This is a genomic window from Myroides albus, assembly GCF_024722315.1.
GTDB classification, from domain to species: Bacteria; Bacteroidota; Bacteroidia; order Flavobacteriales; family Flavobacteriaceae; genus Flavobacterium; species Flavobacterium album_A.
The window spans coordinates 496,444-511,156 of record NZ_CP102754.1 but is presented as its reverse complement, the minus strand read 5'-3'; the positions used below and the strand labels follow the sequence as shown (position 1 = coordinate 511,156).

Below are 14,713 nucleotides of genomic sequence, written 5' to 3'. Positions count from 1 at the left end.
TATCTTTTGAGAATAGTACCCTTGTCTATCAAGTGAAAGAGATTGGAATGCTGTACCAAGGGATTTACAGTGAGCAAAAGTTTAAAGGAAGTGCTAAACTACAAGAACAAGAAATAGAAGTAGAATTTGAAAAAACGGAGATTAAATTGCCAGGGGATACAACTTTAGTGAGTACTGAGGATGAACTCAAAGAATTGGCTGCTCAAGAAAAAGGGGCGTTTAAGTATCAAGTTAAAGACTATTTTCAAAGACCTAAATCTTCTGGTTTTCAATTGTCTCCTAATGGTAAATATCTTTCTTACAGAGAAAAAGATGAGCGAAATAAACGTCACGTTTATGTGAAAGAGATTGAAACAGGTATTGTAACTCGTGTAATAGAAGAAGCAGGGGAGCTTGTACGTGGATATGGTTGGATAAATGATGATCGCTTGGCTTATGTGATGGATCAAGGAGGGAACGAAAATTATCATATTTACGCTGTAGATGTTGACGGTTCAAATAATATAGATCTAACGCCTTTTGATAATGTTCAAGCTGGTATTCTAAATATGCTGAAAGAGCAAAAGGATTATATCATTATTACAATGAATTTAGAAAATGCCCAAGTATTTGAACCTTATAAAATTAATATCAATACAGGAGAGTATGTAAAGTTATTTACAAATGATGATCCTACAAATCCTGTTGCAGACTACGATTTTGATAAAGATGGTGTGCTGAGAGGATATTCTAAAATGCTAAATGGGATTCAAACACAATACTTTTATAAAGCTATAGGGGAGAATGAGTTTACATTGTTCCATACTGTTAATTGGTCAGATACTTTCTCTTTGTTGGCTTTTAATTATGCTTCAGAGAATAAAGATGAGGCTTATGTGCTTACTAATTTAGATTCTGACAAACAGCGTATAATTCTCTATGATTTTAAAACTAAATCGATACTCAAGGAAGTTTATTCAAATTCTGAATATGATGCTTCTATTATAGGTCTTTCACGTAATAGAAATTGGGAAATTGACTATTTAGGTTACGAAGGTGATAAAGTTGTTATTGAGCCAGTCAGTGATACTTTTAAGAAAATCGACCAAGACCTACAAAACCATTTTGGAGGTTACGAATATTCTATTGTTGCCAAGACAAAGAAAGAAGATCGCTATCTGATTATTGTTCAAAGCGATAAATTGTATGGTAAATATTATAATTATGATAGAGATACTGGAGCAATCTCTTTATTGTATGATTTAATGCCTCAGTTAAAAGAACAAGATATGGCTGAGATGAGGCCTATTTCTTTTCTAAGTCGAGATGGAGTTAAGTTGCATGGCTATATTACCTTGCCTAAAGAAGTGCATCAAGGTCAACGTGTTCCATTAGTGGTTAATCCTCATGGAGGGCCACAGGGAATTAGAGATAGTTGGGGGTTCAATCCAGAAACACAATTATTTGCAAGTAGAGGATATGCAACTTTGCAAGTTAATTTTAGAATCTCCGGTGGATATGGAAAGGAATTCTTTACTTCAGGGTTTAAACAAATTGGGCGAAAAGTGATGGATGATGTAGAGGATGGTGTACATTATGTTATTACAAAAGGATGGATAGATGCTTCAAAAATTGCTATTTATGGTGCAAGTCATGGTGGATATGCAACATTAATGGGATTGGTCAAGACGCCCAACTTATATTGTTGTGGAGTTGACTATGTTGGTGTATCAAATATTTTTACTTTTTTTGAATCGTTCCCCGAATATTGGAAACCATACAAGGAAATGGTTAAAGAGATCTGGTATGATTTAGATAATGAACAGGAAAGAGAAATAGCTAAAGAAGTTTCACCTATTTTTCAATTAGACAGGATATCTAAACCGTTATTTGTCGTTCAAGGAGCAAATGATCCACGTGTAAAGATTGCAGAATCTGATCAAATAGTAAGTGCATTAAGAAAAAGAGGATTTGATGTTCCTTATATGGTAAAATATGATGAAGGACATGGGTTTGCTAAGGAAGAGAATAGTATTTCTTTTTATGAAACAATGATGGGGTTTTTGTCAATGCATTTAAAGTAAGTATAACGAGTGAAATTTAAAATTGTAAGGAGATTACGCAATAGAACATTGCTGTAATTATTTAGTTTTGAGTTTTATCAATTTGTTTTCTTAATAGAGGCTTTTTAGTAGATTAGATTCTAAAAATATAGAGTTATTATTTATAATGAATGTAAAGTATTAAAAACTATTATTTTTATTTAAAAAAAGTGATGTTGTAAAAAGTAGTAAAAAATATAGACTATAAAAATTTAATACAGTACGATTGATAAAAATATATTAATTGGTTTTGTTTATTGATATAACGCTAATTGGTGGTTATCATCTTAGCAACATATAAAATGGAGAATGTGGTTTTCCGTAAAAAGGTGTATATGAAAATTTTTAAATTTGTCTCAACATTCAAAAATGCTATGAAAAAGAGATTTCTTAGTTGATTTGAAGTTATTTTTTTCAAATTACTTAAGACTGAATTGATAGCTACTTAGTAGCTATAGAGTAAAAAAAGCTAACTCAAGAGTTAGCTTTTTTATCTACAATCTTATTGATTACTTTACAGGTAAGTATTTCTTTATAAACTCTACTGCAGTTTTATTTTCTTTTACTATGGCTTCTGTATGAGAAGCTCCTTCTACTAATAATAAAGTAACATTTTCAGATCCTTTTGCTTTTAGTCCTTCTACCATTTTTTCAGTAACAGTGTAAGGTACATTAGTATCAGCTTTACCTTGAATTACAAGAATAGGTTTGTCTATTTTCTTTGTTCCGGGTTGGCTTTCTAATAAGAACTTTTGAACAATTGGGTCATTTTTAAAGGCATCTTCGTTTAATCCTGGATAATCCATTACTTTATTGCCTTGTTTTTCATTCATGAATTTAATTATATCATCTTTGAACGCAGAGCGAATTTCATCAAGGCATTCTCCGTTGTTTCCCTCTGAAAGCAAAGCGAGGTCTTTAGCGCGTTCTTCAAATAGGTTTGTATAATCAAATTCTTGCTCATATGCCTTAATTCCGGCTCCTGCAAGCCCAGCATAGGATAACAAAGTCGCATAAGAACCAACGGAATTTCTTTTGTCTAATGGCACGTTATTTTTAATTTCAAGCTGTTCTATTTGCGCTAATGCTTTAGGGGCAACTTCTAAAATGATTTCTCCAAGACTTGAAGCTGGTGCTCCTGCAACTGCTCCCTTGAAAAAAGGGTCATCATTAGCAAACTCTGCTACTCCCAAAGAAGCTTGTCCTCCCTGTGATTGTCCTGCGGACATCCAACCACCTTGTAATTCGTCTTTGTATTGCTCTTTTATGGCATGGATAGCATAAATAGAGGACAGTGCTTCGCTTTTTAAATTTAGATATGGATGTATTCCTTTTGTACCTAATCCTTCGTAATCTGGGGCTACAATAATATAGCCTTCTTCAAGTAAACTTTTAGCCATTACTTTGAAATTGGCTCCTATCATGTTGTTGCTTGGAGCACACGCATCACCAACTCCTACAGTTCCATGAGCCCATACAACTACTCTCCATCCGTCTTTTGGTTTTTCTGTTTTTGGATAAAAAATTAAAGCAGTTGCCTGCGTTGGTTGACTTAATACATTAGGCATTGTATAAGTCATAATAGTTATCTGTGATGCCTCATCTAATTTATCTATTGCGTAAGCCTCTTCTTTTATGTAAGTTTTTATAACTGGATCAGTTATAATGATTGATTTATTGCTATCATCATTATTACAAGCCGTAAATAGGGGAATGCTCAATGTTGTAAGACAAAACATAGCAATCAAAAGATTCTTTCTTTTCATTTAATTATTGTTTAGGTTAGTTTTCATTATCTCAAATATAGAAATAAAGCGAAGTCTACAAAGTTTTATTGCATAGTATAATACATTTTTAACGTTATATGGAGATTCATTTATATTGATGATTTCTTGTCTGTTCAATTTTTCTGATGTTCTTTTGTAAAAAAAGATAATATGATATTTCCCGCAGAGCAACCGATTGTAACAATTGGAGATTTAAGGTTAAGACCTTTAAAAATAAATGATGATAAAGATTTATACGCGTATTTTTCAAAAGATGAGGTAACTGAGTTTTATGATTTGTTTACTTTTAAATCTACTGATGAAGCTACTCAATTAATCCAAACCTGGATTGAGCGAACTGTTTTAAAGCAAGGAATTCGTTGGGCAATAACGTATAAGGAAGAAGATAAGTTAGTAGGAACTTGTGGGTTTCACAATTTGTCTGAAGAAAATAATAGGGCAGAAATCGGGTATGATTTGCATCCTGATCTCTGGGGAAAAGGTTATATGACACAGATCGTTAGCTTCTTAATCGAATATGGGTTTAAGAATATGAATTTACATCGTGTAGAAGCTTTTATTGACCCAAGTCATCATGCTTCTCGTAAGGTTCTTACTAAGAATGGTATGCAAACAGAAGGAATTTTACGTGATTACTTCTTTGAAAAGGGGAGATTTGTTGACGCTGAGATGATAGCAATATTGAATAAATAAAAAAGCCAGCAATTTTGCTGGCCTTTTTTTTACTGACTATTTTGTAAAACCTGAGTATTTTAATAAAGCATCTATTGAAGGGTCTTTTCCTCTGAAATCTTTGTACATAACTTCAAGTGGCATTGAATTTCCTTTAGAAAATACTTTGTCTCTTAAGATTTGACCATTTTCTCTTGTCATTCCTCCATTTTGCTCTAACCACTGGTAAGCATCATAGTCTAACATTTCAGACCATTTATATGAATAGTAACCAGCTGCATATCCTCCAGCGAATATATGACTAAAGTAAGTTGATCTGTATCTTGGAGGTACAGTAGCTAAGTCTAAACCATATTTTTTAAGAGCTTCTTGTTCAAAAGCTATTGCATCAGTAATTTTGGTATTGCTATCAATGATGTGCCATTCCATATCAATAACTGAAGCACCTAACAATTCTGTTAAGCTATAACCTTTGTTGAAGTTAGAGGCTTTCTTTATTTTATTGACAAGCTCATCAGGAATTACTTCTCCTGTTTGATAGTGTTTTGCATAATTCTTTAAAATAGACGGTTCAAATGCAAAGTGTTCGTGGAACTGAGAAGGAAATTCTACAAAATCACGAGATACGCTTGTTCCTGATAAAGTAGGGTAAGTTTGATCTGCAAAAAATCCGTGTAAGGCATGACCAAATTCATGATACATAGTTATTACATTATCAAGCGATAGAAGTGTAGGTTGTCCTGCTGCTGGTTTTGGAAAGTTACCTACGTTATAAATCACAGGTAATTGATTTAATAACTTAGATTGTCCAACAATATTGTTCATCCAAGCTCCCCCACGTTTACTATTTCTTTGATAGTAATCAGCATAGAATAATCCTACTTGGCTTCCATCTTCATTAAATATTTCATAAACTTTCACGTCTTCTTGCCATACTGGAATATCTGTTCGCTCTTTAAATGACAAACCATAAAGTTGTTTAGCCATATAAAAAACACCGTTTTCCATCACAGAGTTCATTTCGAAATAGGGTTTTAAATCGTTTTGATTCAAAGCGTATTTTTCTTCCCTAATCTTTTCTGCATAATAGTTCCAATCTGCTGCAGTTAGAGTAAATGGATCGGCTTCTTTGTTTATTAAATCTTGGATTTCTTTTGCTTCTTCTTTTGCACTATTAACAGCAAAAGGACTTAAATCTTTTAATATCTTAATAGCATTATCAGGAGTTTGTGCCATCGTTCCTTGTAAGCTCCAAGCAGCATAGTTATCAAAACCTAATAATTTTGCTTTTTCAGCTCTTTTGTGTGCAAGCTCTATAAGAGTAGAACGAGTGTCATTTTCATCTCCTTTTTCAGCTCTAATCCATGCTTGTTCAAATAGTTTTTTACGAGTTTCTTTATTGGTTAACTTATCTAAGTCTGGTTGTTGAGTTGTATTATTTAGGTCTATTAGATAAGTTCCGTTTTCTTGTTTTATTGCGTCTAATTCACTAGTACTTAAGCCCGAAAGCTCTTCTTTTGTAAAAGATACTCCTCCTTGTTTAGTTGCAGCCAATAATTTATCTCCAAATTGATTATTTAATGTTGCAATAGTTTGATTTAGTTCTTTTAGTTTTTCTTTATCTGTTTGGCTTAAGTTTGCTCCAGCTTTTTCAAAGTTTTGATAATAAACCTCCACAAGGCGTTCTTGTTCCGAAGTAAGATTCAAATCTTTTAAATTATCATGTAATTTTTTAATGCGTTGAAATAAAGCATCATTTAAGTATATAGCATCATTATGGGCAGCAAATTTAGGAGCTAATTCATTGCTAACAGCCTTTAATTCATCGTTTGTATGTGCTCCTGTTAATAGATAAAATACAGAACTTACTCTATCCAATAATTCACTTGATTTTTCTAAAGCTACTAATGTATTATCAAAGGTTGCTTCATCAGTAGTGCTTGTGATTTTGTCAATTGCTTTAATTTGACGACGCATTCCTTCAAGTAATGCTGGTTTGAAATCTTTGTTTTTGATTTTGCTGAAATCTGCTGTTTGGTAAGGTAGCGTACTTGGATTATAGAAAGAATTGTTTTCGTTCCAATCTGTTACCTCTGTAGTGCCTTTTTTTGTGTTGTTACATGAGACTGAAAAAACAGAAGCTCCTACAACAACGCTTAAAATAGCTTGTTTTGCGTACATATTATTATAAGTTAATGTTAGTTATTGTCAAATATATTGAAATATTAGGTAAAAACAGGAAAACTGCTATTAAATGAGGTTGATTTGAAATGATAAAGTGAGAATATAGGTATGTATTTGTAATAATTATTGATAATAATTAGTAAAAGAACTGGAAAAAGATGAAATTTACATTTGAATTAGTGTATGACAGGTATGAGAATTGGTATAGGGATTTTATTATTAATGACAAGTAGTGTTTTTGGACAAAATACTGCCTTGAGAAGTGAGATTGGAAATAAGTATGATGGCGAAAAAGTAGATCTTTTTATTTCTACTTTAGATCAACAACATAAAAGTGATTCACTTTCTATTGTTCAATTTGAAGATTTGTATACTGCTGAAAAGAAAACGAATTTTACTCATTCTTTTACTTCTTTGCGCCGAATAGAGCAACAACAATTTCCGATTTATTATAAACTAGGGAATGTTGTAGCCAGACAAGTTAGTGGCGTGAATAGTTTGAATATGGATAGTCGCACAAGTAATTTGTTGGGAAACAATATGATAGTGGCTGTTGTTGATGGAGAAACTGCTTTAGCTAAACATATTGAATTTAAAGGGGATAAAGATGCTTGGCGTGTGGTGTTAGGGGAAGAACAAAATGATATTTATTCATTTGATAAAGCGATTCAAAAGAAAAGGGAATCGGCAAGGCTACACGCTACACATGTGACAGGTACTATATTAGCAAAGGGATTGAATCCTAAAGCAAAAGGTATGGCTCCGATGGCAAATGTGGTTTCTTTTGGTTGGGATAATGATATTCTTAAAATAACTGATTTAGCCAAACAAGGAGTATTGTTGTCTAATCACTCTTATGGTATCGCAGTAATAGATGATGATAAAAGGCCTCTATTACCTGTTAATTACTTTGGAACTTATAATATTGATGCGCATAATTTTGATAGAGTTTGTTATTTGTTTCCCTACTTTCAACCTGTAATTGCAGCTGGTAATGATTTAGGTGTGGCGGATATTGTTAATCCTACAAAGAATGGGGTGAATCTATTAGTTGGTTATTCTACTGCTAAGAATCCGATTGTTGTAGCTGCATTGGATCCTGGGGTTCCTGAACAGAATTTTCAAACAAATTTTAGTAGTACAGGGCCTACAAATGATTTTAGAGTAAAACCTGATATAACAGCTGATGGAGTGAATATTTTCTCTACTGCCTTTGTCAACCCTTTGGTTAAAGGTATTTCAATTCAAGATAATCTATATACTAATTTGAGTGGAACATCTATGGCTACACCTGTTGTTACTGGAGTATTGTCGCTTTGGCAACAATGGGCTATAGAAAAGAAAGGTTTTCCTCTAAAGGCGGCAACTCTAAAGGCTGTAATGATTCAATCCGCTCAAAAAATAGAACTTTACGATGGACCAAGTTACCGATATGGATGGGGATTGTTAAATGCTAAATCTGGAGTAGAATTACTTAATAATTCTCTATCTAAAGAAGCTTTAGTTTTGGAGAGTAATTTATTTCAAAATAGAGAGTTTAGAACTACAGTAAACTTAAATTCAGATAGCGAGAAAATGTTGTTTACATTAGTTTGGACGGATAAAGAAGGTGTTAATAAAATAGGTGTAAATAATGAATATTATGGAAGAGATTTGGTCAATGATTTGGATTTGCGCGTTTTTTATAATGGAGAAGAGTATTTACCTTGGATGTTAAACCAAGATTTTTTAAATCCAAAGGCGGTTAAGGGGGATAATTTAGTCGATAATGTTGAGAAAATAGAGATTGAAAATGCTTCCAAAGGAGAATATGAAATAGTAATTAGACATAAAGGTGCGTTGGTAGGTTCTGTACAAGACTTCTCTCTAGTGGTTAGTAATTCGTCTTTTAATGGGATTTCATATAATCAAAATAGTATCACACTTGATAATAGTATTGCTATTTGGCCTAATCCTGCAGAAGATTACTGCTATATTGAAATTGATCAGGCTTACGTCTTTGATAAACATACTGTAGAGTTGTATAGTATAAATGGACAACTATTAAAAGAACAAGAAATTGTTGGGTCTAATCGTGCTATAATTAACGTTTCTGATTTACCGAAAGGAATTTATCTGGTTTATGTAGAGATTGGTGGAGAACGATATCGTAAGAAATTAATTAAGAAGTAAAACGATTTTGAGTATAGTTAACAAAGGTTCTATTATAATAAATATAGTAGAACCTTTGTTGTTTTTAATATTGTACTTACGAGTAGGTGCTATACTATATATAGTATAAAGAATCTTGTTAAAGGAAGTAAATGCATTATTACTGGTGTAAGTAAGGTAGGAAAGGGGGTATGATATCATTAATCCAAAAAAAAGTTTCACTTGTAAAGTGTACCATAATAGGTAGTTATCGTTACTCCGAAAAAAACCTTTAAAAAAAGGCGTTATAAAGTTTGGAAGTAGCGTAAAAGATACTATTTTTGCATCCGCATTAGAGAAGTAATAACGACTCTAGAGGCAGACGCTCCTAAATATAAAGAAAGCAGCAAAGAAGAATTAATAACTTTGAAAAGCTTTAAAAACTTTAACAAAATAAAGTTTGGATAAGTAAAAGATAAGGTGTTATCTTTGCGGTCCGCTTCAGTAAATACTGTAGCTCGCAAGAAAAAAAGAAAAAGAAATTTTTCAAAAAAAAAGTTTTGGGAGATTAAAAAATAGTTTTACTTTTGCACTCGCTTTGAAACACAAGTGGAAAAAACAAGAAGAATACGTTCTAAGACATATTGGACAACAGCATACAAAAAGAGAGTAAGGCAAGTCGAAAGATTTGAATTAACGCGCTAATCGAAAATATAAAAAATATACGATGAAGAGTTTGATCCTGGCTCAGGATGAACGCTAGCGGCAGGCCTAACACATGCAAGTCGAGGGGTATAAGAAGCTTGCTTTTTAGAGACCGGCGCACGGGTGAGTAACGCGTATGCAACCTACCTTTTACAGGGGAATAGCCCGAAGAAATTCGGATTAATGCTCCATGGTTTATTTTGATGGCATCATTTGAATAATAAAGATTTATCGGTAAAAGATGGGCATGCGTGTCATTAGCTAGTTGGTATGGTAACGGCATACCAAGGCAACGATGACTAGGGGTCCTGAGAGGGAGATCCCCCACACTGGTACTGAGACACGGACCAGACTCCTACGGGAGGCAGCAGTGAGGAATATTGGTCAATGGAGGCAACTCTGAACCAGCCATGCCGCGTGCAGGATGACGGTCCTATGGATTGTAAACTGCTTTTGTACGGGAAGAAATGTGCCTACGAGTAGGTATTTGACGGTACCGTAAGAATAAGGATCGGCTAACTCCGTGCCAGCAGCCGCGGTAATACGGAGGATCCGAGCGTTATCCGGAATTATTGGGTTTAAAGGGTTCGTAGGCGGTCAGATAAGTCAGTGGTGAAATCTCATAGCTTAACTATGAAACTGCCGTTGATACTGTTTGACTTGAATAGTATGGAAGTAACTAGAATATGTAGTGTAGCGGTGAAATGCTTAGATATTACATGGAATACCAATTGCGAAGGCAGGTTACTACGTACTTATTGACGCTGATGAACGAAAGCGTGGGTAGCGAACAGGATTAGATACCCTGGTAGTCCACGCCGTAAACGATGGATACTAGCTGTTCGGTTTTCGGACTGAGTGGCTAAGCGAAAGTGATAAGTATCCCACCTGGGGAGTACGTTCGCAAGAATGAAACTCAAAGGAATTGACGGGGGCCCGCACAAGCGGTGGAGCATGTGGTTTAATTCGATGATACGCGAGGAACCTTACCAGGGCTTAAATGTAGATTGACAGGTTTGGAAACAGACTTTTCTTCGGACAATTTACAAGGTGCTGCATGGTTGTCGTCAGCTCGTGCCGTGAGGTGTCAGGTTAAGTCCTATAACGAGCGCAACCCCTATTGTTAGTTACCATCGCGTTAAGGCGGGGACTCTAGCAAGACTGCCGGTGCAAACCGAGAGGAAGGTGGGGATGACGTCAAATCATCACGGCCCTTACGTCCTGGGCTACACACGTGCTACAATGGCAAGTACAGAAAGCAGCTACCTGGCAACAGGATGCGAATCTCCAAAGCTTGTCTCAGTTCGGATTGGAGTCTGCAACTCGACTCTATGAAGCTGGAATCGCTAGTAATCGGATATCAGCCATGATCCGGTGAATACGTTCCCGGGCCTTGTACACACCGCCCGTCAAGCCATGGAAGCTGGGGGTACCTGAAGTCGGTGACCGCAAGGAGCTGCCTAGGGTAAAACTAGTGACTGGGGCTAAGTCGTAACAAGGTAGCCGTACCGGAAGGTGCGGCTGGAACACCTCCTTTCTAGAGAATTAGTTAAGTGTTAATTCTACTTACTCTCGCTGCTTGTTCAAAAAATAAAAAAAGGTATTATACAGAGTCTCGTAGCTCAGCTGGTTAGAGTACTACACTGATAATGTAGGGGTCGGCAGTTCGAGTCTGCCCGGGACTACTAAAATACACAGGAAATACTAGAGGTTAAACTAACCGCCTAAAAGTTACTGTTAACTGTAAGCTGTTAACCAAACACTAGAAACGGGGGATTAGCTCAGCTGGCTAGAGCGCCTGCCTTGCACGCAGGAGGTCATCGGTTCGACTCCGATATTCTCCACAAGGACTAAAGTCCAACCGTTCATTGACATATTGATAAAACTTAACTAACAAAACAGTTAGAAAGAACAAAAAATATAGAAATATATAGAAAGTACGATTCGAAAGAATTGTAAGCACATAAGCAAAATAAGGGCGTATGGGGAATGCCTAGGCTCTCAGAGGCGAAGAAGGACGTGATAAGCTGCGAAAAGCTACGGGGATTGGCACACACGAATTGATCCGTAGATATCCGAATGGGGCAACCCAATATGTTGAAGACATATTATCCTGTATAGGAGGCGAACCCGCTGAACTGAAACATCTAAGTAGGCGGAGGAGAAGAAAACAAAAGTGATTCCGTAAGTAGTGGCGAGCGAACGCGGAATAGCCCAAACCAAAGTTGTTACGGCAATTTTGGGGTTGTAGGACCACGACATTTCTTGCGGCTTGAATTAGAAATACCTGGAAAGGTATACCAAAGAGGGTGACAGTCCCGTATAAGTAAGAAAAGATAAGAATAGTGGTATCCTGAGTAGGTCGGGGCACGTGAAACCCTGATTGAAACTGGCGGGACCATCCGCTAAGGCTAAATACTCCTGAGAGACCGATAGTGAACCAGTACCGTGAGGGAAAGGTGAAAAGAACCGTGAATAACGGAGTGAAAAAGATCCTGAAACCATACGCCTACAAGCGGTCGGAGCCCCTTTGTGGGGTGACGGCGTGCCTTTTGCATAATGAGCCTACGAGTTACCGTTGCTGGCAAGGATAAGGACTTCAGGTCTGGATCCGTAGCGAAAGCGAGTCTGAATAGGGCGCTTTAGTCAGTAGTGGTAGACGCGAAACCGTGTGATCTACCCATGGGCAGGTTGAAGTTTAGGTAACACTAAATGGAGGACCGAACCGTTTAACGCTGAAAAGTTTTCGGATGACCTGTGGGTAGGGGTGAAAGGCCAATCAAACTCGGAAATAGCTCGTACTCCCCGAAATGCATTTAGGTGCAGCGATGATCATAGTTACTTAGAGGTAGAGCTACTGATTGGATGCGGGGGCTTCACCGCCTACCAATTCCTGACAAACTCCGAATGCTAATTAATGATAATCATCAGTGAGGGCATGGGTGCTAAGGTCCATGTCCGAGAGGGAAAGAACCCAGACCATCAGCTAAGGTCCCCAAATGTATGCTAAGTTGAAAAAACGCGGTTTGATTGCCCAGACAGCTAGGATGTTGGCTTGGAAGCAGCCATTCATTTAAAGAGTGCGTAACAGCTCACTAGTCGAGCGATCGAGCATGGATAATAATCGGGCATAAGTATACTACCGAAGCTATGGATTTACGTTTTATAACGTGAGTGGTAGGGGAGCATTCTATCGGCAGAGAAGGTGATTTGTGAGAATTGCTGGAGCTTATAGAAAAGAAAATGTAGGCATAAGTAACGATAAGGGGTGCGAGAAACACCCCCGCCGTAAGACTAAGGATTCCTGAGCTATGCTAATCAGCTTAGGGTTAGTCGGGACCTAAGGCACACCCGAAGGGGGACGTCGATGGCCAACGGGTTAATATTCCCGTACTACTTATAACAGTGATGGAGTGACACAGTGATGAAAGCACCGCGAACTGACGGAATAGTTCGTTGAAGCACGTACCTATAGGTTTGATAGTAAAATGCGTCAGACTTGGAGAAATGCGATAGTACTCAGCGTCTACGGACAAAGAGATAGTGTGCCTAAGGGCTGTCAAGAAAAGCTTCTAAACATAGGTTATAAGTACCCGTACCGTAAACCGACACAGGTAGTCGAGGAGAGTATCCTAAGGCGCTCGAGAGATTCATGGCTAAGGAACTAGGCAAAATAGACCTGTAACTTCGGGAGAAAGGTCGCCAGCGCAAGCTGGCCGCAGTGAAGAGGTCCAGGCGACTGTTTATCAAAAACACAGGGCTCTGCAAAATCGTAAGATGACGTATAGGGCCTGACACCTGCCCGGTGCTGGAAGGTTAAGAGGAGATGTTATCGATGAGTAATTGTTGAGAAGCATTGAATTGAAGCCCCAGTAAACGGCGGCCGTAACTATAACGGTCCTAAGGTAGCGAAATTCCTTGTCGGGTAAGTTCCGACCTGCACGAATGGTGTAACGATCTGGACACTGTCTCAGCCATGAGCTCGGTGAAATTGTAGTATCGGTGAAGATGCCGATTACCCGCAGTGGGACGAAAAGACCCTGTGCACCTTTACTATAGCTTAGTATTGTTCTCGGATAAGTGATGTGTAGGATAGGTGGGAGACTGTGAAATGGCGTCGCTAGGCGTTGTGGAGTCATTGTTGAAATACCACCCTTTGCTTATTTGAGATCTAACTCCGCAATTGTGGAGGACATTGCTTGGTGGGTAGTTTGACTGGGGTGGTCGCCTCCAAAAGAGTAACGGAGGCTTCTAAAGGTTCCCTCAGCACGCTTGGTAACCGTGCGTAGAGTGCAATGGTATAAGGGAGCTTGACTGAGAGACTAACAAGTCGACCAGGTACGAAAGTAGAGCATAGTGATCCGGTGGTTCCGCATGGAAGGGCCATCGCTCAAAGGATAAAAGGTACGCCGGGGATAACAGGCTGATCTCCCCCAAGAGCTCATATCGACGGGGGGGTTTGGCACCTCGATGTCGGCTCGTCACATCCTGGGGCTGGAGAAGGTCCCAAGGGTTGGGCTGTTCGCCCATTAAAGTGGCACGCGAGCTGGGTTCAGAACGTCGTGAGACAGTTCGGTCTCTATCTACTGTGGGCGTTAGAAATTTGAGTGGATCTGATTCTAGTACGAGAGGACCGAATTGGACCAACCTCTAGTGCATCTGTTGTCTCGCCAGGGGCATCGCAGAGTAGCTACGTTGGGCAGGGATAAGCGCTGAAAGCATATAAGTGCGAAACCCACCACAAGATGAGATTTCTTTAAAGGGCCGTGGGAGATTACCACGTTGATAGGCTATAGATGTAAAGGCAGTAATGTCATAGTCGAGTAGTACTAATAGCCCGTAAGCTTATGTGAATCTCCCCTTGTTTAAATACAAGGGGAGGGCAACTTTCTAAGTGATAGTTAAGTTACAATATCAATATAGTTAACAATATTAGTTACGTTAAAGTAACAACCGATTTAGGGTGGTTATTGCGGCGGGGCTCACCTCTTCCCATTTCGAACAGAGAAGTTAAGCCCGCTAGCGCAGATGGTACTGCTAACCAGTGGGAGAGTATGTCGTCGCCCTTCTTTTAAGAATCCCCAATCTCATATGAGGTTGGGGATTTTTTTGTTTATATACTTCATAAGAATATCGTTATATTAAGTTTGTCGG

Annotated in this window: 5 protein-coding genes, 2 tRNA genes and 3 rRNA genes; 8 read left to right on the top strand and 2 right to left on the bottom strand. The window is 37.7% G+C overall.

The genetic code is table 11. The annotated features are described in order from the left end of the window. The first annotated feature begins 47 nt into the window (after nt 1-47). Entirely contained in the window at nt 48-2,063 is a 2,016-nt protein-coding gene (locus NWE55_RS02420; protein WP_373425577.1) for a S9 family peptidase, read from the top strand. 527 nt (nt 2,064-2,590) lie between these two features. Here the strand turns inward: NWE55_RS02420 and NWE55_RS02415 are convergent. Beyond that, complete coding sequence (locus tag NWE55_RS02415) at nt 2,591-3,847, bottom strand: alpha/beta hydrolase family protein (RefSeq protein WP_160340115.1); 1,257 nt, start codon at nt 3,845-3,847, stop codon at nt 2,591-2,593. A 171-nt stretch (nt 3,848-4,018) separates the two neighbouring features. Here NWE55_RS02415 and NWE55_RS02410 point away from each other — a divergent pair, with 171 nt between their 5' ends. Continuing rightward, nucleotides 4,019-4,561: a GNAT family N-acetyltransferase gene (locus tag NWE55_RS02410; RefSeq protein ID WP_155093391.1), complete on the top strand. Its 543-nt coding sequence runs from the start codon at nt 4,019-4,021 to the stop codon at nt 4,559-4,561. A gap of 36 nt (nt 4,562-4,597) precedes the next feature. Here the strand turns inward: NWE55_RS02410 and NWE55_RS02405 are convergent, their stop codons facing one another. After that, nucleotides 4,598-6,721 (bottom strand): M3 family metallopeptidase, encoded by a 2,124-nt coding sequence (locus tag NWE55_RS02405; protein WP_258204587.1) that lies wholly within the window; start codon nt 6,719-6,721, stop codon nt 4,598-4,600. Between the two features lie 195 nt (nt 6,722-6,916). Here NWE55_RS02405 and NWE55_RS02400 point away from each other — a divergent pair, with 195 nt between their 5' ends. From NWE55_RS02400 to rrf, 6 genes are all read left to right on the top strand, one after another. Further along, complete coding sequence (locus NWE55_RS02400; protein WP_160340116.1) at nt 6,917-8,896, top strand: S8/S53 family peptidase; 1,980 nt, start codon at nt 6,917-6,919, stop codon at nt 8,894-8,896. 682 nt (nt 8,897-9,578) lie between these two features. Next, nucleotides 9,579-11,096, top strand: a 16S ribosomal RNA gene (locus tag NWE55_RS02395). A 74-nt stretch (nt 11,097-11,170) separates the two neighbouring features. Then, nucleotides 11,171-11,244, top strand: a tRNA-Ile gene (locus tag NWE55_RS02390). A gap of 85 nt (nt 11,245-11,329) precedes the next feature. Continuing rightward, nucleotides 11,330-11,403 (top strand) — tRNA-Ala (locus tag NWE55_RS02385). A 117-nt stretch (nt 11,404-11,520) separates the two neighbouring features. After that, nucleotides 11,521-14,412: ribosomal RNA gene (locus tag NWE55_RS02380) — 23S ribosomal RNA — on the top strand. A gap of 106 nt (nt 14,413-14,518) precedes the next feature. Further along, a 5S ribosomal RNA gene (gene rrf / locus NWE55_RS02375) occupies nt 14,519-14,628 on the top strand. The 16S, 23S and 5S rRNA genes sit together here with 2 tRNA genes alongside, the layout of an rRNA operon. Nucleotides 14,629-14,713: the final 85 nt, after the last annotated feature.

Excerpts from the sequence above, each read along its gene's own strand:
- NWE55_RS02420 (WP_373425577.1), top strand. The coding sequence starts at position 48 with ATGCTGTACCAAGGGATTTACAGTGAGCAAAAGTTTAAAGGAAGTGCT.
- NWE55_RS02415 (WP_160340115.1), bottom strand. The coding sequence starts at position 3,847 with ATGAAAAGAAAGAATCTTTTGATTGCTATGTTTTGTCTTACAACATTG.
- NWE55_RS02410 (WP_155093391.1), top strand. The coding sequence starts at position 4,019 with ATGATATTTCCCGCAGAGCAACCGATTGTAACAATTGGAGATTTAAGG.
- NWE55_RS02405 (WP_258204587.1), bottom strand. The coding sequence starts at position 6,721 with ATGTACGCAAAACAAGCTATTTTAAGCGTTGTTGTAGGAGCTTCTGTT.
- NWE55_RS02400 (WP_160340116.1), top strand. The coding sequence starts at position 6,917 with ATGAGAATTGGTATAGGGATTTTATTATTAATGACAAGTAGTGTTTTT.